18 protein-coding genes are annotated in these 19,969 nt (G+C 37.9%); 4 read left to right on the plus strand and 14 right to left on the minus strand.

What is annotated here, in order from left to right:
- Positions 1 to 6 precede the first annotated feature (6 nt).
- Positions 7 to 441, plus strand: a complete 435-nt coding sequence (locus tag I6F47_RS01725) for a nuclear transport factor 2 family protein (protein ID WP_024599511.1) — start codon at positions 7 to 9, stop codon at positions 439 to 441.
- A 67-nt stretch (positions 442 to 508) separates the two neighbouring features.
- Here the strand turns inward: I6F47_RS01725 and I6F47_RS01730 are convergent, their stop codons facing one another.
- From I6F47_RS01730 to I6F47_RS01760, 7 genes are all read right to left on the minus strand, one after another.
- Positions 509 to 850: a YajD family HNH nuclease gene (locus tag I6F47_RS01730; RefSeq protein WP_024599512.1), complete on the minus strand. Its 342-nt coding sequence runs from the start codon at positions 848 to 850 to the stop codon at positions 509 to 511.
- A gap of 37 nt (positions 851 to 887) precedes the next feature.
- Complete coding sequence (locus I6F47_RS01735; protein ID WP_024590242.1) at positions 888 to 1,823, minus strand: hypothetical protein; 936 nt, start codon at positions 1,821 to 1,823, stop codon at positions 888 to 890.
- Between the two features lie 85 nt (positions 1,824 to 1,908).
- On the minus strand, positions 1,909 to 2,523 hold the full coding sequence (locus tag I6F47_RS01740) for an acyl carrier protein phosphodiesterase (protein WP_197183212.1): 615 nt from the start codon (positions 2,521 to 2,523) through the stop codon (positions 1,909 to 1,911).
- A gap of 224 nt (positions 2,524 to 2,747) precedes the next feature.
- Positions 2,748 to 2,981 carry a ChaB family protein gene (locus tag I6F47_RS01745; RefSeq protein ID WP_169044173.1) on the minus strand — a complete coding sequence of 78 codons (234 nt, stop codon included), beginning with the start codon at positions 2,979 to 2,981 and terminating at the stop codon, positions 2,748 to 2,750.
- 16 nt (positions 2,982 to 2,997) lie between these two features.
- Positions 2,998 to 3,567: a superoxide dismutase family protein gene (sodC, locus tag I6F47_RS01750; protein WP_197183213.1), complete on the minus strand. Its 570-nt coding sequence runs from the start codon at positions 3,565 to 3,567 to the stop codon at positions 2,998 to 3,000.
- 641 nt (positions 3,568 to 4,208) lie between these two features.
- Entirely contained in the window at positions 4,209 to 4,703 is a 495-nt protein-coding gene (locus tag I6F47_RS01755; RefSeq protein ID WP_197183214.1) for a hypothetical protein, read from the minus strand.
- A 225-nt stretch (positions 4,704 to 4,928) separates the two neighbouring features.
- Positions 4,929 to 6,161: a Vgb family protein gene (locus I6F47_RS01760; RefSeq protein WP_197183215.1), complete on the minus strand. Its 1,233-nt coding sequence runs from the start codon at positions 6,159 to 6,161 to the stop codon at positions 4,929 to 4,931.
- Positions 6,162 to 6,487: 326 nt separating this feature from the next.
- Here I6F47_RS01760 and I6F47_RS01765 point away from each other — a divergent pair, with 326 nt between their 5' ends.
- Positions 6,488 to 6,733 (plus strand): DUF4235 domain-containing protein, encoded by a 246-nt coding sequence (locus tag I6F47_RS01765; protein WP_197183216.1) that lies wholly within the window; start codon positions 6,488 to 6,490, stop codon positions 6,731 to 6,733.
- Positions 6,734 to 7,056: 323 nt separating this feature from the next.
- On the opposite strand, the gene I6F47_RS01770 is transcribed toward I6F47_RS01765, so the two are convergent.
- The gene (locus I6F47_RS01770) at positions 7,057 to 7,944 is read right to left on the minus strand and encodes a hypothetical protein (RefSeq protein ID WP_197183217.1); all 888 of its coding nucleotides are present in this window, start codon (positions 7,942 to 7,944) and stop codon (positions 7,057 to 7,059) included.
- A 250-nt stretch (positions 7,945 to 8,194) separates the two neighbouring features.
- Positions 8,195 to 9,382 (minus strand): PDDEXK-like family protein, encoded by a 1,188-nt coding sequence (locus I6F47_RS01775; protein ID WP_197183218.1) that lies wholly within the window; start codon positions 9,380 to 9,382, stop codon positions 8,195 to 8,197.
- 471 nt (positions 9,383 to 9,853) lie between these two features.
- Between I6F47_RS01775 and I6F47_RS01780 the strand changes: the two genes are divergently transcribed.
- Together I6F47_RS01780 and I6F47_RS01785 are read left to right on the plus strand one after the other, a co-directional pair.
- Entirely contained in the window at positions 9,854 to 10,162 is a 309-nt protein-coding gene (locus I6F47_RS01780) for a hypothetical protein (RefSeq protein WP_024596321.1), read from the plus strand.
- Between the two features lie 304 nt (positions 10,163 to 10,466).
- Positions 10,467 to 11,615: a hypothetical protein gene (locus I6F47_RS01785; protein WP_197183219.1), complete on the plus strand. Its 1,149-nt coding sequence runs from the start codon at positions 10,467 to 10,469 to the stop codon at positions 11,613 to 11,615.
- Between the two features lie 137 nt (positions 11,616 to 11,752).
- Here I6F47_RS01785 and I6F47_RS01790 read toward each other — a convergent pair whose 3' ends face one another.
- The 5 genes from I6F47_RS01790 to gcvP all read right to left on the minus strand — a co-directional run bounded on the left by I6F47_RS01790 (position 11,753) and on the right by gcvP (position 19,887).
- Positions 11,753 to 13,684 carry an ATP-binding protein gene (locus tag I6F47_RS01790; RefSeq protein ID WP_197183220.1) on the minus strand — a complete coding sequence of 644 codons (1,932 nt, stop codon included), beginning with the start codon at positions 13,682 to 13,684 and terminating at the stop codon, positions 11,753 to 11,755.
- On the minus strand, positions 13,681 to 14,031 hold the full coding sequence (locus I6F47_RS01795; protein WP_197183221.1) for a hypothetical protein: 351 nt from the start codon (positions 14,029 to 14,031) through the stop codon (positions 13,681 to 13,683). Before I6F47_RS01795 ends, I6F47_RS01790 begins: the two co-directional genes overlap by 4 nt.
- Before the next feature lie 94 nt (positions 14,032 to 14,125).
- Positions 14,126 to 15,328, minus strand: a complete 1,203-nt coding sequence (locus I6F47_RS01800; RefSeq protein ID WP_197183222.1) for an ABC-three component system protein — start codon at positions 15,326 to 15,328, stop codon at positions 14,126 to 14,128.
- 1,104 nt (positions 15,329 to 16,432) lie between these two features.
- Positions 16,433 to 16,717 carry an addiction module antidote protein gene (locus tag I6F47_RS01805; protein ID WP_024596316.1) on the minus strand — a complete coding sequence of 95 codons (285 nt, stop codon included), beginning with the start codon at positions 16,715 to 16,717 and terminating at the stop codon, positions 16,433 to 16,435.
- 278 nt (positions 16,718 to 16,995) lie between these two features.
- Entirely contained in the window at positions 16,996 to 19,887 is a 2,892-nt protein-coding gene (gene gcvP / locus I6F47_RS01810) for an aminomethyl-transferring glycine dehydrogenase (RefSeq protein ID WP_197183223.1), read from the minus strand.
- Positions 19,888 to 19,969 lie beyond the last annotated feature (82 nt).

The following is a 19,969-nucleotide window of genomic DNA, read 5'->3' on the forward strand; positions in this document are numbered from 1 at the left end:
AGTTTTATGTTGAAATCGTTGTTAGTTATTATAAGTGTTACCTTTTTATCGTTTAGTACATTGGCTGATCAAGCCTCTGATAAAGTAGCGATAAAAGCCGCAGTAAACGACTACTTTCAAGGTCAAGGGGAGGCGAGTAAAGCGCGTTTATTTCGCGCATTTGCAGCAGAGCACGCAACAATGGTTGGCGTCGTAAAAAACGACGACGGTAAAGACGTTATTAAGTCGTATAAAGACATGACCAGTGTACTTAACCAATGGGCATCAAACAAAAATCCAGCAGGTGGAAACCTCGATGGTGAAGTTATCAGTATGAACATTGTTGACGACCGTTTAGCTGTTGTTTTATTTCGCTCTACCAACCGTTTTTACGATGCACTAACATTAGCTAAACTAGATAATGAATGGAAAATAGTCGCTAAAGCTTATATTTTGCAATAACTATAAAACCAATAATCGCTGTTATAAATTTTAGCCTGTTTGTTTGACCATTAACGTGGCTCAACTATTACTTTGATTTATTTAACAGCGCTTTTAAATCGGCAAATGGGGAATGCGTTGCAGCCTCAACTTTTCGCTCTGTAGTCGACCCGCCATACATAATATGTTCGTGGTATTTATTGTGCTCATTATCATGGCAATAAATACACAATAGCTCCCAGTTACTGCCATCTTCAGGGTTATTACTGTGATTATGATCAACATGATGCACCGTTAACTCACGCAAATTAGAGTACTCAAACTCACGAGCACAACGCCCGCATACCCAAGGGTATAATCTTAAGGCTTTTATTCTATAACCTTCCTCTTGCTTCACATAAGCCTGAGGTACTGCGTTATTATTACTCATAGTATTCCTGGTAAATTCACTATTTCGGTGCTCAATACTAAAAAAACTTAATTACTGACAAATCACCAAAAGAAGTATCTATATGCCGGCCTGTTTGCTCCCATGCACGAAGTACAACCATAAGTTTTTTATTGTCAGAAGTCCAAGAAATTCCACCGCCGTATGCTTCAACTTTTTCACCGCCCGAATCTTTTAACCCCAGCCCAGGGTCTGTATTTCGAATATTTCCCTTACCTACTTTGTATTCAGCAAATACGTGAACATTATGCGGCAACGAAAATGATAAAAGCGAGCCAATACTCGCCCCGTACGAATTAGAAATTAACTTAGTGACCTGTGGTGCAGACGAATTTAAAAAATCAGCCTGAAACACAATATTATCTTTATTCTCAAGAGATACATGCTTGAAAGACCACGCGCCAACAACACTTAACGACAAATCAAATTTGCTGCTTAGCTTTGGTCTATTAAGAAAAAAATGCTCAAACAAAGACTCTTTATTATTAAAAGTATAAAAGTTGTGTTGGCCAGATAGCTCAAACTTGGTTGAACGTGTATTTTGCGAGAAAATTTGATCCGTTTGATTGCCGCTTAAATTGCTAGCCGTGCTTTGCAGCCCTTCAAGCGTTTGATAGTTAAATGTGATTTTAGAATTTTTAAATTTTCTATACGAAAGCAGTATATCTTGTGTTTTTGTTTCAACATCATCTTCAAAAATATCGGCAGAGTAGCCAATTTCAATGTCGTTAATATCAAAAAATACACCCACACGTTGGTTGTTTATGGGCTCTAACGAAAACAGTGTTTTTTGATTACTCCCAGCCAAGTCGTCATATATTAACGCGTGGCTAGTGTTAGGGTTTGAAATAGTGGTTCGTACCGACTTTAAGTCAAAGTCGAAAGCCAATACGGCACCAGATTGAAATGCCGCTAAAACAGCAAAGCTCACAATAACCAAGTAATTGCGATTCATTAAAAACACTCAAAAATTAATTTGTATTAGAGTAGCGTTTTTTTTACCTTAAATTATCACAAAAGGTTAACAATTGATGAAAACTTTAAATAATGCGCTTTATGCCATTTTTTGAGGTGCTTTCAAGGTCAAACTCACTTACATGCTTAATTAGCTCCGGGAAGAACGCTAAAAACACGGCTTCTAATTCATCGTAGTTGCGCGCAATATCGTCAGCAGCGCCCGCAAAGTTATTTGTAAAACGGATGCGGTTAGCAATATTATCAAGTGCTAGCCCTATTCCATCTATGGTTTCGTATTCTTTAAACCAATCGTTTTTAGTCATGCTTGTTACAACATGCTGCATACGCGTTGGCATAACAGGTATGCGATTATTTAAAAGCTGATAGCTGGTGTACTTAAAGTCACTTAAAGGTTGCTTGCTAAATCGCTGCCAATGCACAATTAAAAAATGATCAAACACCACATCAATAGCTACACCAGCAAAGCGCTTACGCTCGGGTGAAAAGTACTGTTTAGCGTGTTTTACTACAGGATGGGAATCGGTAAATTTATCGACTAAATAGTGGTTATCGAGCCCATTTTTAACCGTATTTGGTAAGTGCTCTATATGTCTTTTTCCACCAAAGTCGCCCAACAAGTTCCCAAAGTGAGAATCGGCTGTGGGCTGTGCTAAATAAAGATGAGCTAAATAATTCAAAGTGTTCTCTGATTGGCTAATACAAACAAATAATAACGTAAATTTAAACCAAACTCACATTCGTGTTTAAAGCAGTACTTATGGTTTTGCTTACCAATTTTCACTCAAACATACTGTAAATTATTGTATAAACAGCGCAAATATAAAAACGAGTATATAAAAAACCGCTACATCAGCTATAGCGGCTTTTTAATGCTTTAGCTTTGTTATTAGTTTGATCAAAGCTAGTTATTCGACTTTACCCAATTTCCATTGTCATTTTTGCTATAACTGTTTTTAACCGCAGACCAAGCCACTTTGTGCGCAGTGGTTTCGCGGTCGTCGTCGTTTTTTCTATCGCTCGGGTCCTTGTAGGTATCCCATGCACTATTAAACGCCTCTTGATATATGTCTTGAGCATGTTTAGGTAAGTTACTTTTTACCGACTCAGGTAGTTCGTCACGGTTTTTATATGGCATAACTTTCTCCTTATATTTACTTAATTACGCCACAAGCAACACGGCTACCACCGCCACCTAATGGCTTTGGCTCATCTGCATAGTTATCACTTCCTTCGTGGATCATCACAGCATGTTGTTTAAGTTTTTCAAGCGTGAGCCTTGGCGCTAAAACAGGCGATTTAGCTTGGCCACTTTCATTTACATACAACGCCGGTAAATCGCCTAAATGGCCGTTAGCCCAAGGAGCATCATGATGCTCGCTAGCTTTTGGATCAAAATGCCCACCAGCGGCACCACCTGGCACTACCTTATCGCCTTTTTTCTTGGGTTCACAACTAGCAAATTGATGAACATGAAAGCCGTGTTGCCCCGGCGTTAAACCTTTTAAGTTTGGTGAAAAAACAACGCCATGATCATTTTCTGTTAGTGTAATAGTGCCTAGTAATTGCCCCTGGCCCGACTTAGTAACTTGGTGCATTTCAACGTTTACATTAGCCAGTGCACTATTTTGTAGTAACACGCTGGTAAATAATATTGCAAAAGCAGGTTTTAAAACGCGGTTTAAACTTCTTTTAGTTTTTGAATCAAACTGCAAACAATTCATCACCATCTCCTGGTTTAGTATCAAATTAATAAAACAATATCGCTAAATTAAGCGACTATTAAATAAGTAGTTTCAATGTCTATACCAGTCCTATGTTCAAACATACATTTATGTATTTTTTAGTCGCAATTTATTGATTAAAATAACTTTAACTAAATAGCCATTTAATTAATGAGCTAACTTTTACTCAAAGATTAAGTAAAAACCGAGGCATATTTACAAAGCTCGTGAGAAAAGATTACCAACGTCCCTACCAAAAAAGACAATCCAAGTGAAAAAGACGATATTAAAGAGGCCCTTATTACTTAGGCGGTAGTCTCGAGTGTTGGTGTTGGTTGAATGGCCGTACGTTATAAAATAAAGAAGCGCCAATCTAAATAAGTCTTTTACAGAGACTCTTCACGCATTATATTTATAAGGGGTATTTATTAATCAAAGCATGTTTTAAAAAAATCCGCTTATATATGGGTCCCTTTAATGACAAAAAATTACGTTACTTAGTTGTTCTATATCAGAAGTTTTTAACGCAGTTAGCGTAATATTTAATCCCTCAAATTGATTAAGTATTATTGCTTGGCACTAAAAAGCGAGCACAAAAAAAGGTGAAACCAAGTTTCACCTTTTTAATTAATTAGCTAACGTTACGCTGTAGAAACGTTACTTGCGCCTGCATTGTTAAGTATTTCTTCAATAGCATTTTTGTTGTCACTATTGTACTTAATACCAATTAATATAGAGCCTTTTTCAATGGCATCTTCATAATACTTAATTTCGTGCTCGGGGATAAACGCACCAACTGCAGCACCTAAAGTACCACCAACTGCAGCGCCTGCGCCACCAGCAGCAAATGCAGCGACTAATGGACCGGCAACTAATAAGCCAGTACCACCTGTTGCTACAGTCCCTACGGCAGTGAAACCACCAATAATTGCAGCAAGAATACCACCCGAAGCCGCGCCAATAAGGCCGCCTTCAGAAGCTTTAGTACCTTCGTCTACAGCAAAATCTTCCTTTGCGTATGAGTCGTTGGCTACAATACTTATATCAGCTTCATTAATACCTAAAGCTTCTAATCTATAAATTGCGAGTGTTGCTTGTGATGCACTTTCGAATAACCCAGTAATAACGGTACTCATAATAACTCCTTTATTTATTTAAGAAAATACACTTACTACCAAGCAAAACTCAAACCAAGTAAATTATCATTTAAAATCAATAATATAAAACAAAACCCCGTGCTAACACTCTTATTATTAGAGTAAAAATTGCCAAATTTTGTAAAAAAATCCTACCCACATAAACAAACTTACTAACAAGCGATAGTAGTTTTAATATAAATATATTTACAAAAGAAAAATTTATTACTCAGACCATGTAATTTCAGCTAATTGATTGGTCGCTGTTTGGTGAATAATCAGCCCGTTATTCCCCATGCGCATATGCCTAATTAAGCCTGAGTAAACCCCCTCTTTACTCGGAATTTGCCAGCTCTGCATGGTTTCGGTATTAAGGTCGAACCTTACCAAGGTTTCAGGGCGTTTGGCTGACTCGTTAAACCAAATGGCGTTATCGGCATATTCAATTGCATACGGGTGACTGTTTTCACCACTGGGATTATCCCACTGCGTTATTTTACCGTTTTTAGGGTTATAGCGGCCAAGTTTACCCATGCCAGAATTAACATAAAAAACCATATCGTCAGGCGTAATGGCAAGTCGCCTTGCATGCGTTTTAGCACCCGGGAGTTTAATTTCGCTAAGCTCCATAGAGCTTTTATCAACTTTAACCAAACAGTTACTACCATTACACGAAACCCACGGCGTGCCGTTTGAATCAAGCTTAATACCATATGGCCGTGAGCCTTTAGTGGGTAAAGTAGCGAGTTTAATATCGCCAGTTGTAGGGTCTAGCTTGCCAATCATATTACTGTGCTGGAGGGTAAACCAAAATATACCTGCCTCGTCAAATACACCGGTATGCGGGTCGCGGGCGTTTTTATCGGGCATTTTATACACTTTAAATTTTTCGGTTTTTAAATCTAAATATCCAACCGTGCCATTTTTATTACCTAAAAACCAAGGAGTTTGATTTTTATCAAGCGACACACTGTGCGCATAGGTACCACTTGGCAGTGTGTACTCTTTCATATCGCCGGTTTTAGGGTCTAACCTGCCTAAAATATTACCCCACTGGCCAACCCACCAAATAAGTCCGTTTTTACCTTGTACCGGATCGCGAGCGCGCTGCCCAAGCGTAGGCACTTGCCAGTACTTAAAGCTAAGCTTTAAATCGCCCGTAACAACCTTAGATTCGCGCTTGGTATTAACAGGATAATGCTCAGCTAAGTAAGCGCTTATATCTTTACTAAGCGCAGTACCCTCGCCCGTATCAACCATATAACTTATTAATGTTTGCCAGTCCTGCTGACTATAACCCGCGCTACTCTCAAGGTTAGTTAAACTATGGCAACTAGCACAAAGCTGCTCAACTAGCGGCCCTTGCTCGTTACTAAGCACAGTTACCGGTGCAGCCAAAGTGCCCGACACAGCCATTACTGCAACGTATTTATTAAATAAAAATCGATTTTTACTCATAACGCCTCCCTTGTTTTTTAATATTAAAGCATAGGGCGAAGGTGTTTACTATATGTACAGATAAGCCGACTAGAAGGTAAGTTAAATTGCAGGGTTAATATCTAAAAAGAAGATTTCGAGCAGAGCTGCGCACGCTCTACATTGGTTATTTAGCTTGTGGTAAGTGTGGTGTGAGCGTGGTTTTAAACGACTAATTTGCACAAATACAAAACGCCCTAATTTAAAAGCTCCTCAACCTATCGGTATGTAAATTGCTGGTACTACTGTTCTTACTTAAAGAGTTACATATTGATAACTCACGCTACAACTAAATAATCGAGGGTAATATGAGTAATAAACAGCTAATTACGACGATAGGTATAGGTCTGGCCGCTGCATCTGCAGGTATGTTAACAAGGAAAACTTTACAAAAATCGTGGGAAAAGGTTACCAACGAGCCAGCCCCAAAAGATAGGCCAAGCGAAGAAACCGATCTCAAAGAGGCCGTTACATGGGCAGTAGTCTCAGGTATTGGTGCGGGTGTTGCAAGAATGGCCGTACGTTATGTACTAGACAAGCGCCGCACCAAATAAACCCCCTATTAATACCTCTTATAAGTATTAATATTTACAAGAGGTATTTGATAATTGTCCTACATACCAGTGATCACCAAGCTAGTTCCGAAAGTGAGAATTAACCGCAGGCTTTATTAAATAAAGGTGAGCTAAATAATTCAAAGTATTCTCGGGTTTGGTAGTTAGTACAATTCAAATAGTAACTTAATTTTGAGTGACTCTCATATTAGATTTTAAAGATTAAAGGCTTAGCTTTAAGTGAGCTAGAAAGTATTTACTAGTAAAATTAGTCAGTAAATTACATCAAAAAGAAGACAAAATGAAAGCTCACCTCTGATAATTTACAATTTATTTTTTTCTATTCTTGTTGGCTGTATTGCATCAACCAAGCTCTGAACATTCAAACCTGGTAGCTGTCCTTTTTTTGCCTTCCCAGCCAAATACTTTGGAAACTTAGTTCTTAAATAACTATCGTCTAGCCACTTCCTAAATTCACCAAGTGATTCAACTGGATATATCCATGCTTCTGGGTTTTTTTGAGGAAAATCATCTGGAAATTGATGAAGATGCTTGATCCTTATACCGAACGTCTCATCATAATTTTTTTTATTCCACTCTTTAGCCCAAATCTGTCCAACACTAATGTCAGGCATTGTTTCTGAATCGAAAGGCATACCCTTTCGAATACTAGTAATTAAAATATTAGATATCTCAGAAAAAACACTGAAGTAACCAGAAGGTAATTCATTTAAAGTGATGCGATCATGATAAGTTTGCCAATATTGAGGAACTCCATCATCAACTGTATACCCTGTTCGTTTGTAAATATAAGTTCTAAGACTTAACCTAGCTAAGCTTCTGTAATTTTGTTTAGCTCGCTCTGAACTTACTGGTGCTTCAAATGCATAATATTCAAGTATAGCCATACAATTAACGTCATTAATTACATCCTGAATAACTCCATTTATAGGCGTCGGAATATATAAACCGACTGAACTTTTCCCCTGAGAATCAATAATTCCCTTTATAAATTGCCCTTTAGCTGTATACTTTTGAGCATCCCAATTTTTAATTAGATTAGTTATATCAATTTCCGCTGCATCACATAATAATGCTAAACCACGGACTCCAAGGTATGGAGTGCCATCACTCATAACTCCCATATCTAAACCGTCATTACCAGTATGGGAAACTAATGAGACCTGTATATTATTCTGATTAGTAGACATTTATGTTCCTTTTTAAGTTTTTTTCAAATAAATATAATAGTCAAAAAAAACCAATCATATAATTTATTTTCAGGTACGGTTTTTAATTAATATAAAAATCTATAAAGGCTGATCTTGCATATAAATGTACTTTCATGACGCTCACGTATTAAGCATGATGCTCGGAGGCATGAAGAGAGTCTAGACAACTGACAGCACTATTTAGCTGCTGCCCAGTCCGAAGAAATTTAAATAAGGTTAATAAAATAGCTTACAAAATTTTTCTAGCTTCAATCCTACTTTTTAAAAAATTAAGTTCTTTTGATATGTTTATAGCAATTTTTTGTCTTTTATCCTCTGAAGATAGAATATAAAGATCGGCTTCAGTTAAATTTTTATAATGTGTTTTTGGTTCTACATAGCGATAAAAAGGCCAATTATAAGTTCTCAGACCTTTAATTTCGGGCTCAGTATCAAAGATATCTACTATTTCATTATACTTTATTGGTTTTTTTTCTTTAAAGCATCTAACACCAAAGATAATACCGTCGCCTTGCATTTCGACTCCTAAACGATAAGAGTCATCGTCGACCGCATAGTGAATCCCAAAATAATTGCTACCTTTACGACCTTCATAAAAATTTTTAATAGCATTATGTTTATCTTCACTGTTTATTATTGAGCCTTCGCATTCTATGCCTAAGAGCTCAGACGAAGCCTTTTGAATACGTTCCCAAAGGTCAACCTGTAGATCTATCAGGACTTCATTGTATGCTTGCTGAAGATCAATAAAATTAGCTAAATTGTTATCTTTATTTAGCAGGTTTTTAAGTTCTTCCATATACTTTTTACTCCTAAGTTTAGATGTCAGCTTTTCAAGCAATTCAAGATATTGTGAAAAACTTTCTCTTAATGCTGGCTCTCTAACTGAATATGACAAACACTTTTCAATCCAACTACATATATCAGTTTTATAGCTAAGACAAATAAACTGGTTCGAATCTACGTAAGAACTTTTAAGCTTACCTATACTCTGATGTGAAGGGTTTGAGCCGTCTAAAGTTAGATAAATTAGATATATCTCTTTATAACCTTCAGCAAGAATTGATTCATAGTATCTAGAGAGTTGGTTATCTTGATCCCCTGCGTAAATTTTGTTTTCAATTATTATTGCTATGTCATCAATTTTAATAAAAATATCAATATTTTTATATTCTGTCATGACGAGCGCATCTTTGCTTCGCTGTGGAGAGATTTTTAGAGTTTCTAGAAACTCATCTAAAAACAGGTTTTTGAATCCATGTGTACCGTTAGGACTCAAAATCTCTCCAAGAAAACGAGAGTGCAACTTCACTTCATCAGAACTACTTCGAAGAACTGAGAAAAGATTAAACTGATACTCAGTATAATATTTGTCCTTTAAAAGTTGAATATGACTAAAAAAACTAGTGTTAAACAATATAATGCTTCCTATGCTTTTTAAAATTTATACTCGTATTATTTCCTTACGAAATATTTGGTCGAACGCTTACTATTCATTGCTAGTAAATAATAATTTTACCATATAAATTATAAAGTAAATTTTACATATATTATTTTAGGAGTATCAAAAAATAATATATGTAAACGGTATACCACAGCTATAGCTGAGACAAAACCTTGGATAAGGTTTTTAATATTTAAATAAAACAAGCATTAAATTGGGTATTCTGTGATGAAATTTGATATATCGGATGGCACGGCTGCGCCACTTATCCGACCTACGTAGGTTGGAAAAGCCGAAGGCGCCTTCCGACATGCACTCCTAAATTTTAAGCTGATACACTCTATTAAACATTAACTCCCTTTCAAAGTTGTTGCCTGCCTACAAGCTTGCGTATAATGCCCGCATTCCGGCTGCATTTTTTAGCCGCTAACTTGGATTTTATTAATGAAAAAACTCTCTGCAGTGCAAATAAAGCAGCAAGCACTTGTGCTTAATACAGCTGAAAAATTAGAAGAACAAGGCCGCGCTGAGCTCCCAGGTATGCTGCAATGCTGGTTTGATGTGGAATATCACTTATTTCCAAGTTCACTACTGCTGTGCTTTCAGTTTGAAAACGAGCAAGCCTTAGCTGCCGCAGAGCCAGATTTATTAAAGTGGCAAAAGCGTTTAAGCGGCGCAATGCTTAAAAAAGGCGTTATTTTAAAAGATATGCGTAAACATTTAGTGTTTACTTTAAAAGGGCCTGACGATTAAAGAGAAAGGTTTAAAACTATATTTTGGCTTACGCTCGTGTCGCCACAAGCGCATAAAACCATAATGAAAAGCCGCTGCATTACTACAGCGGCTTTTTACTTTTGATTAAAACTTAAAGTAGAGCCCATAAAAATCAATTTTGGCTCAAAGATTTTTATTAGCCGATGATGCTAATTAGCCGTTAAACAATACTAATACACGGCAAAAGCAAATATCAGTCGATTCAACGTTAATTGGTTGCTCTTGATTAGCAATCGTAGGATAGTAAATTACACATAAAAAATAGCTTTATCTTAGGAGTATTATGATCAAAGTATTATTAGCGACCAGCTTAATCGCCTCTTCATTCGCTGCTTTAAGTAATCCTTTAACTGTTGAAGAACAGCGCATTAACAAAGCCCAATCGGCAATGCCAAATGTTTTAAAAGCATTTACCCCACAAGTATCAAGTTTTGAGCAGCAATTTAAAGAGCTTAACGACTTTAAAAGTGCAAAAATATTAGTACAAAGCTTTAGCTTTGAACTGTGGGAAAACGCCAAGCAACGCATAGTAAAAACCAACAATTACGACGACCGAGAGCTCTACTGGGCACGCCTGCTTTCAAGTAAAGTAATACGCACAACTTCACCTAAGTTTTCAATTACGCAGGCTCAACTAAATACTTTACTAACCCTACTTGAGGAAGGCAGCAGAGGCCGTACCGACCTTGCTTTTTCATCAGGCAGTACTAAAAAAATATTACTTACAGGCTTTGACCCATTTTTACTCGATAGAAACATAAACCAAAGTAACCCCTCAGGTGTTGCAGCGTTATTACTCGACGGCCAAGTTATTAATTACAACGGCGTGAGTGCAGAAATTAACACCGTTATGGTGCCTGTACGCTACGAAGACTTTGACCAAGGCATAATAGAATCACTACTTGCCCCCTACTACGCACTTAATAATGTAGACATGGTAGTAACCGTAAGTATGGGCAGAACAGAATTTGATTTAGAGCACTTCCCGGGTAAACGCCGCAGTGTAACCGCACCCGATAATGCCAATATTGTGTATGGTGGAACGCAAACAAGCCCAGTAATACCAAAGCTTAATGGCCGACCACTCCCGGGCAACGAGTTTGTAAAATTTAGCTTGCCTGTAACTTACATGCAGCAAGCCAAAGGCCCTTATAAAGTTATCGACAATCACGAAGTCACCACGCTTGAAAAAACCTATAAAGCGCCTTCGTACGGCGAGCTTAAAAATAGTATTGCGGTAAATGGCGGCGGCGGTGGTTACCTGTCTAACGAAATATCGTACCGAAGTATTCGCCTGCGCGATGCGCTTAATTCAAGTATACCTACAGGGCACATTCATACCCCACGTATACAACAATTCGAACCTGAAACAGAAGCTAAAATAGTAAAACAAATAAAAGCAATGCTAGAGCAAAGCTTAGTAGCGATATAGTTTATAAAAATAAGTTTAAGCGCGTAATAAAGGGCAATAACATTGCCCTTTATTAAATGGGGTTACTAGAGGAAGGTTTTGCATTTTTCCTTAATCACAAAAGGCAAAAAGAAAGGCCTAAGCCTACTGATTCCTCTTTATGGTTTGTCTGCCAAATTAGCATCACTTATCAACCCTTTTTCACCGTGTTTTTCAGTCTTATCAAATCTTTTAACTAAAAAGTAAGCATCCTCTTTCAAAGATGTAGCAAGATCATTATCAACTACGATTATTTGATAACTTTCTTTTGATGCAACCTCATTTAAATCAGCCATTGATTTATAAATTTGCTCGTAAATAGCTGGGTCTGATAGACTGCTATCATCTCCATCTTCTCTTGAATATTTTCCTATATTTTGTCCTGGAGTGTCCAACAATAAAGTTGTTGGTAAGTATCCTCCATTCTCAAGGAGGTATTTTAATCTAGAAATGTACAAATACACCGACATTAAAGTCCTAACACCACCCGACGAGATTTTAGAGTAAGTTCTTTCTCTAAAGTTAGGCATAAACTTTTTGTCTATAGAGGAACCGTAAATTCTGGTCAGCTTAGAGCTATCCATTAGACTTTTATAATGTGTAGAAAGCTTCTCAATTATATCGTCTGTAGATACTAATTGAGACTCTACTCGCTTAAAGTCAGTTTTCAGTTTCCCAATATGTATTTCTTTACTTTTAATTCTGGAATAAATATCTTCAAGCTTTTGAACTAACTTTGAATTCCTTTCAAGTTCTACAAGTCTTCCGAATAATGAGCGCCTTACAGCCTCAGCCCTTGAAACCATTTCAATTATTGGAGATAGTGATTCTAAATTATTCTCTTCAAAATTATACCTAACTTTGCTTAATAGATTCTTTCTTTCGGTAATATTTTGATCTAATAAAGTAAGATCCGACTTGATTCTATCAATTGCCTTAGCGCAGCCAGACAGTCTATTTTTTATGGAACGTTGCTCAAGTTCGAGTTGTTCAGCAGTTAGAATCTCATCATCTAGCTTTATGGCGCCACTACATGTAGGACAGCTTACTTCTTTTTTGGTTAGCTCATGAACACTTAAAGAATCCCTCATTATGAGTGAATCTTTAATACAGGTCAGATCCTTTTCGTAAGAAGCCTTGAGTCGTTTATAGTCGGTTAGTTTTGCTTTTATTACATACCTATTATTTTCTAAACTCTGAATGCTTTCAGCTAACTCTTTTATTTCTATGCTGAACTTATTTGAAGTAGATGAAGCAAGTTTACTATTTGTTTTTAGTAATCTGATTTCTTCATCAATAGCCTCTAATTCTATTTTAAGTTTAACTACATCTTCACCAGAGTTTATCTTAGAGTTAGTTGCAGATAAAAACTCATCGACAGACTTTGCTGTGCTACTAAGTGCTTTAAAAGCTTCTGTCTCTTGTTGGATTTCCTCATTCAATTGCGCTAGCTGATCATCATGAACACCATAAACAAACTTTTGTACTTCTACATTTCTATTGAATAAAGGTCCATTAGCTAAATCCATTAAATTGTCACTTGCGACACGCTTTTGTTTTAAATGAATCAGCTTCATTAAATCTCGAAAGCTCAATCTACTACTATTAGAGTCATCTTTGTATTTTGACTGTTTAAGCTTTACTTTTGGTATATCTAAGTAATCAAGTAATATATCTGAAACCCAGCCATCAGGCTCTTGACCTTCTGAAGATGCAGAACACAATAATGGGTAGTGCTCATTAATATTTGCATAACAGCATTCATATACCTTTATTAGGTTGACTTTATCACCTAAAACTCGGTTTAAAGTTATTACTTTTTGGTTAAGTGAAACCTCTAATACAACACTTCTACCGTATATTTTGATTTCGTCATTATCTAGGTCACCAAACTTCCCACCTAAAGCAAAATCGATAAGATTAAGGATACTAGATTTACCTGAGTCAAGATCTCCCCATATCAAATTCAACCCAGATTCAAATGTACATTGATATTCACGCTCAACACCGACTATTATTAGCTTTTTAAATTCCATTTTTACTTTATTCATGAATTCTCCGATACAAGTCTTATAAGTTTGCTTTCGTTTAGTGATGCAAGCTTTTTCAGGAGCGATAAGTTTTTATCAAGGAACGCTGATGAAGATTTGAAGTTAGGTAGCTCTAGAGCCTCAATCATACCTTCATCATTGAGACAAATTTTTTTTGACTCAGTCAAAAGTAAAAAAGGTATTATTACATCACTCTTGTTTTTGATATCAGAAAATTGATAACCTTTTTCATAAAGATCTTCTTGATAGCCATACACACTACCTAAATCCATAGCATTTGAGATTTTTTTTAAAAGTAATGGATTGTTAATAATGAAATACAGCAACTCTAATTTCTCTAGAGTCAAAATTTTTCTTCCACTCCTATTCTCAGATAAATTACGAATTAGAAATGATACTAAAAAAACTCTATAAAACCTTTCGTTTCTATAATCAAACAAATTACCTGACCTCATTTTCAATAGAGTTTACTGTTATATTATCACACCAACTCACATCCAAGTTTAGTCGGTTAGACTCCTGATGGAGAATTCCTTTTTTATGAAGGAAATTGAGATACTCAACGAGGCAATTTAAAGAACTTTTGTCTAATTCAACTATTTTACTATGAATCTCTTTAACAACTTCACTATTTGATTTCCCCCCTTTGCAGGCGCTATAGGTTCTGTACAAACTTATAATTTTACTTCTAAGTTCTTTAAAAACTTCTAGTTCATTTTTCTTAGCAGATTTCATAATAAGCTCTGCATGGAAAAAGGACTCTTTCGCATCCTCTATTAGCCTTTCTTCGATTGAAGCCAATACCATTTTAATTACAAAAATTTCCTTATCGTATGAGTGTACATCAGCTTCATACTCGACTTGGGTTAACTTATTTTGTCTATGGGCATGAAGTATCTCCTCTAAATACTTACTTACCACTTTGTAAGTGAAATCCTTTGAATTTAATGGCTTGCAAATTTCACTATGACTAACTTGTAATGTTTTAGATTTAAACTTTTTCACCGTATTTGGGGTAGCACTTAATCTTCCAACACATTCATCATGCTGCGCTTCAACGTAGTAACTTTTCGGTAATTCATCAAAGCTATCAACCCAGAGATCATTTAACGCAGTCATATCTTCATTTAATGGTTGTAGTTCTTTAGCATTCACATTAATAGGGCCAAGGATTACAGATGGGAATGAACCTCTGTGGGGTGTAGCCAAAGAAATATACCCTATCACAGGTGTTTGAATATCTTCATATTCTTCAGCAATGTGATTTAAGATAAAGCTTTTACCAATAAGCCCGCCCATGCTATGGCCAATTAATATTATACTGTCATAATGTGCACTTTCGACTTCGAGAAATGTAGCTAGTGAGCTTGTTAGTGAATTTATGGATGAGTTTTTTCTAATTTTCGGTTTACTAAAATTTAATCCTGGAAATTTATTAATTAAGCCTACAAATGATCTTCCCAAAACATTTTGGGTCAGATTGGCTATTTTTGTAAAGTAGTCAAACTCAATAACATCAACTTGCTCACTTATTTTACTATCAGCTCGCAGTAATTCAGAAAAATTAGCTCCACTTTCATCATTAACCCAAGTCTGAACTCCACCAGTCAGACCATGAATCATAACGACAACAGTTTTACTCATTTGATTAGCTTCCCTAAAATGGTAATGCTAGGTACTGCTAATACAAATTGCATCCCAGCTAATTAATTTAATTCTTTAATATCAATAAAATATCATATACTAAATATGAGAAAATACAAAAGAGTGCAGAGGGTCAGGTCTTGTATCTTGCCAAGACCAAGCACCAACCTCACGTTTAACACCCTTCCCCCGTCATCACGCCCTGAAAATAAGCAATTGATGAGTAATGCATTTCATGGATGAAATGAAAGCCATGCTTGCACATGGATGTGCTTTCATGGCGTTTACGTTCACATCAATTGTGGTTTGAAGGATTAAGCGTGATGCTCGGGTGCGCTGAGAGAGTCCAGAGAGGGGTCAGCGGCAGCCCCTCTTTGGCTGCCGTCGCCAGCGCGACAAAACCTTGAATAAGGTTTTTTAATTTCTAGAAGTGCCAAACGTATTCACATTATCGGTGATGATAAACCTCAAACACCTATTTAAATACTTATTCGGGCTATCGCCCGCGCGCCAGCAAGCTAAACGCCTACAATAAATAACACATACTCTTGGTTTGTGAGCGAGTAAGTATATTTTTGATTTGTTGGGTTTCGTTTCACTCAACCCAACCTAGAGGAAATACAGAGGGTCAGGTCTTGTTTCTTGCCAAAACCAAAAACCAACCTCACGTTTAACACCCTTCCCCGTCATCACGCCCTGAAAATAAGCAATTGATGAGTAATGTCGCGCATGGATGCGCGATAAGGCGAAACTAGGCCATGGATGGCCTATCTTCGCCGTTTACGTTCAAATCAATTGTGCATTGAAGGATTATGCGTGATGCTCGGGTGCGCTGAGAGTGTCCAGAGAGGGACCAGCGGCAGCCCCTCTTTGGCTGCCGTCGCCAGCGCGACAAAACTTTGAATAAGGTTTCTAATCTTTAAAAAGTGCCAAACGTATTCGCGCTATCTGTAATAGTAACCTCAAGCACCTATTTAAATACTTATTCGGGCTATCGCCCGCGCGTCAGCAAGCTTAACGCCTACAACTAATAACACATACTCTTGGCTTTTGAGCGAGTAAGTATATTTGTGAATTGTTGGGTTTCGTTTCACTCTACCTAGCCTATGCAATTTGTGTTGTTAGGCGAAAGTTAAGTGCTTTCATCACTTTAAAAATAGTTTCCCAACGTGGTTTAGTTTTACCGTTAACTGCTTTATATAAGCTTTCACGGTTTAACCCCGTTGCTTTAGCAATATCACTCACGCCATGCTTTTTAACTAATAAGCCAAGTGCTTCAATAAAGGTATTTGGATCATCATCAGCTAAACACTCTTCTAAAAATGTATTAATTTCTTGCTGTGTTTCCATATAATCAAACGGATTAAAATCTGATGTTTGTAGCGCCATAGTAATTACTCCTATTTATTCAACTTGCTAAATGAATGTAGTCTAAAGGCTACGAGTGCACAATGTTATTTATAACTTTTGGCTTTTGAGCGAGTAAGTATATTTGTGATTTGTTGGGTTTCGTTTCACTCTTCCCAACCTACGGCCATATTATTTATGGCTTATCTTCACGCACAAAAAAGCCGTTGCATTGCTGCAACGGCTTTTATAATTTTGATAAATTTCCAAACTATAATGGAACTTACTACCCATTAAAGTTCAAAAATTAGTCTCTGCTCTTAGTCGCGATAAGTCTCTACCGCTGGGCATGAACATACTAAGTTACGGTCGCCGTATACGTCATCTATACGTGTAACGGTTGGCCAGAACTTGTTTTTAGCTACTGCAGGCACTGGGAATGCAGCGTAAAAACGGTCGTATGCGCGGTCCCATTCGTTACCTAACACGTCGCCTTGTGTATGCGGTGCAAACACTAGCGGGTTGTTTTCGATTGACCATTCGCCAGAAATTACTTTTTCAATTTCGCCTTTAATTGACACCATGGCTTCGATAAAGCGGTCAATCTCACCTTTTGATTCAGACTCTGTTGGCTCAATCATTAATGTGCCAGCTACTGGGAACGACATAGTTGGTGAATGGAAACCGTAATCTTGCAAGCGCTTAGCTACGTCCATTTCAGTAATGCCTGATTGCTCTTTAAGCGGGCGTAAGTCAACAATACACTCGTGAGCAACACGGTTGTTACGACCACGATATAAAATTGGGAAGTGCTTGCTTAGCTCATGCGTTAAGTAGTTAGCATTAACAATTGCCATTTCAGTGGCTTGTTTTAAGCCCTCTGAACCCATCATGGTGATGTAAGCCCATGAAATAGGTAAAATAGCGGCTGAGCCGTAAGGCGCTGCCGATACCGCACCGTTACCAATGTTAGTACCTGGTACGTTAATTACGCTGTGGTTTGGCATAAATGGCGCAAGGTGCGATTTAACACCAATTGGGCCAACACCTGGACCACCGCCGCCGTGTGGAATACAAAACGTTTTATGTAAGTTTAAGTGCGATACGTCTGAGCCAATAAAGCCTGGGCTTGTTACGCCAACTTGCGCGTTCATGTTTGCGCCGTCCATGTAAACTTGGCCGCCGTGCTCATGAATAATGTCACAAATCTCGCGAATTGTTTCTTCGTATACGCCGTGCGTAGACGGGTATGTGATCATAATACACGATAAGTTTTCAGACACTTCCTCAGCTTTCGCTTTAAGGTCGGCCATGTCTACGTTACCGTTTTTGTCGCAGTTAACTACCACAATTTTCATGCTCGCCATTTGCGCTGATGCAGGGTTAGTACCGTGCGCAGAGCTTGGGATTAAACATACATTACGGTGTGCATCCCCTCGTGACTCGTGGTATTTACGAATCGCGATTAAGCCTGCGTATTCACCTTGCGCGCCAGAGTTTGGCTGAAGCGATACTGCATCGTAACCGGTAATGTTTACTAGCCAGTCATGTAACTCGCCAATCATTATTTGGTAACCCTCTGCTTGATCCAGCGGGCAGAATGGGTGAAGGTTTGCAAACTCAGGCCACGTAATTGGGATCATCTCAGCAGTCGCGTTTAGTTTCATGGTACATGAACCTAACGAGATCATTGAGTGATTAAGCGATAAGTCTTTGCTTTCTAGTCGCTTAATGTAGCGAAGCATGTCTGTTTCGCTGTGGTAGCTGTTAAAGTTTGGATGCGTTAGTACTTCGTCATCACGTACTAAACTTGCAGGAATTGACTCACTGCCATTTGCTTCAACGTCGGCTGCAATAGCGTCAACACTTAGGCCATGGCCTTCGCCTAAAATAATATCAAATAACTCAGCGACATCGGCACGTGTTGTTGTCTCTGATACCGAAATTGAGTACTCGCCTTCGTGGTTTGTTGCAAAGTTTACGCCTTTTGCAATTGCACGCGCTATTACGTCGTCTTTGTTGTCATCTGCAATTGTAAGGGTATCAAACCAAGTACTGTGCTTAAGTGCGATGCCTTTAGCTTTAAGGCCAGTAGCTAAAATATCAGCAAAGCGATGTATACGCTGCGCGATAGTTTTTAAGCCTTGTGGGCCGTGGTACACCGCGTAAAACGCTGCCATGTTGGCAAGTAATACTTGTGCTGTACAAATGTTTGAATTGGCTTTGTCGCGGCGAATGTGTTGTTCGCGCGTTTGCATTGCCATACGTAGTGCGTCGTTACCTAAACGGTCTTTAGATACACCAATAATACGACCTGGTAATGAACGCTTGTAGGCGTCACGTGTTGCAAAAAATGCAGCATGAGGACCGCCGTAACCCATAGGTACGCCAAAACGTTGAGCCGAACCAAGTACTACGTCTGCGCCTAGTTTACCCGGTGCTTTTAATAGTAATAAACTCATTATGTCGGCAGCAACACAGGCAATGGCCTTTTTGCTTTGTACGCCAGCAATTAGGTCAGTTATGTCTACCACTTCGCCTGATGTAGTTGGGTATTGGAACAATGCGCCAAAAATATCGTGGTTTACGGCATCTTCTGCTTTACCTACAATTATTTCAAAACCAAACTGCTCGGCACGCGTTGTTACTACGTCGATTGTTTGTGTGTGTACGTCGTCAGCGATAAAAAAGGCATTGGCTTTTTTAGCTTTTGATACGCGTTTTGCAAGGCCCATAGCCTCTGCAGCGGCTGTTGATTCGTCAAGTAGTGATGCGCTTGCTAAATCAAGACCAGTTAAATCTAGGGTCATAGTTTGGAAGTTTAATAATGATTCTAAACGCCCTTGTGCAATCTCTGGCTGATACGGTGTGTACGCTGTATACCAACCTGGATTTTCTAGTACGTTACGTAAAATTACGTGCGGTACGTTAGTTGGGTGGTAGCCTTGGCCAATGTACGATTTGAAAACTTTATTTTTGCTTGCTACTGATTTTAGGTAGCTTAGTGTTTCAACTTCAGTACGACTTTCGCCAACTGTTAATGGCTGCTCTAAGCGAATGCTAGCAGGTACAGTTTGGTCAATGAGCTCTTGCACACTCGATACTTCTAAAGCACTTAGCATATCGCTTACTTGTGCTGGGCTTGGCCCAATATGGCGGCGAATAAAATCTTGCTTTTGCTCTAGTTCTTCAAGAGATTTGGCGTTTGACATGAATCCAGATTCCTATGATCCTAAATGCTAATGGGTAACTAGCATTAATTAAAATATTTGACGATTTAACAGCTCACTCAGT

Origin of the sequence: Pseudoalteromonas sp. NZS37, from assembly GCF_015864265.1 — a bacterium.
Lineage (GTDB): Bacteria > Pseudomonadota > Gammaproteobacteria > Enterobacterales > Alteromonadaceae > Pseudoalteromonas > Pseudoalteromonas arctica.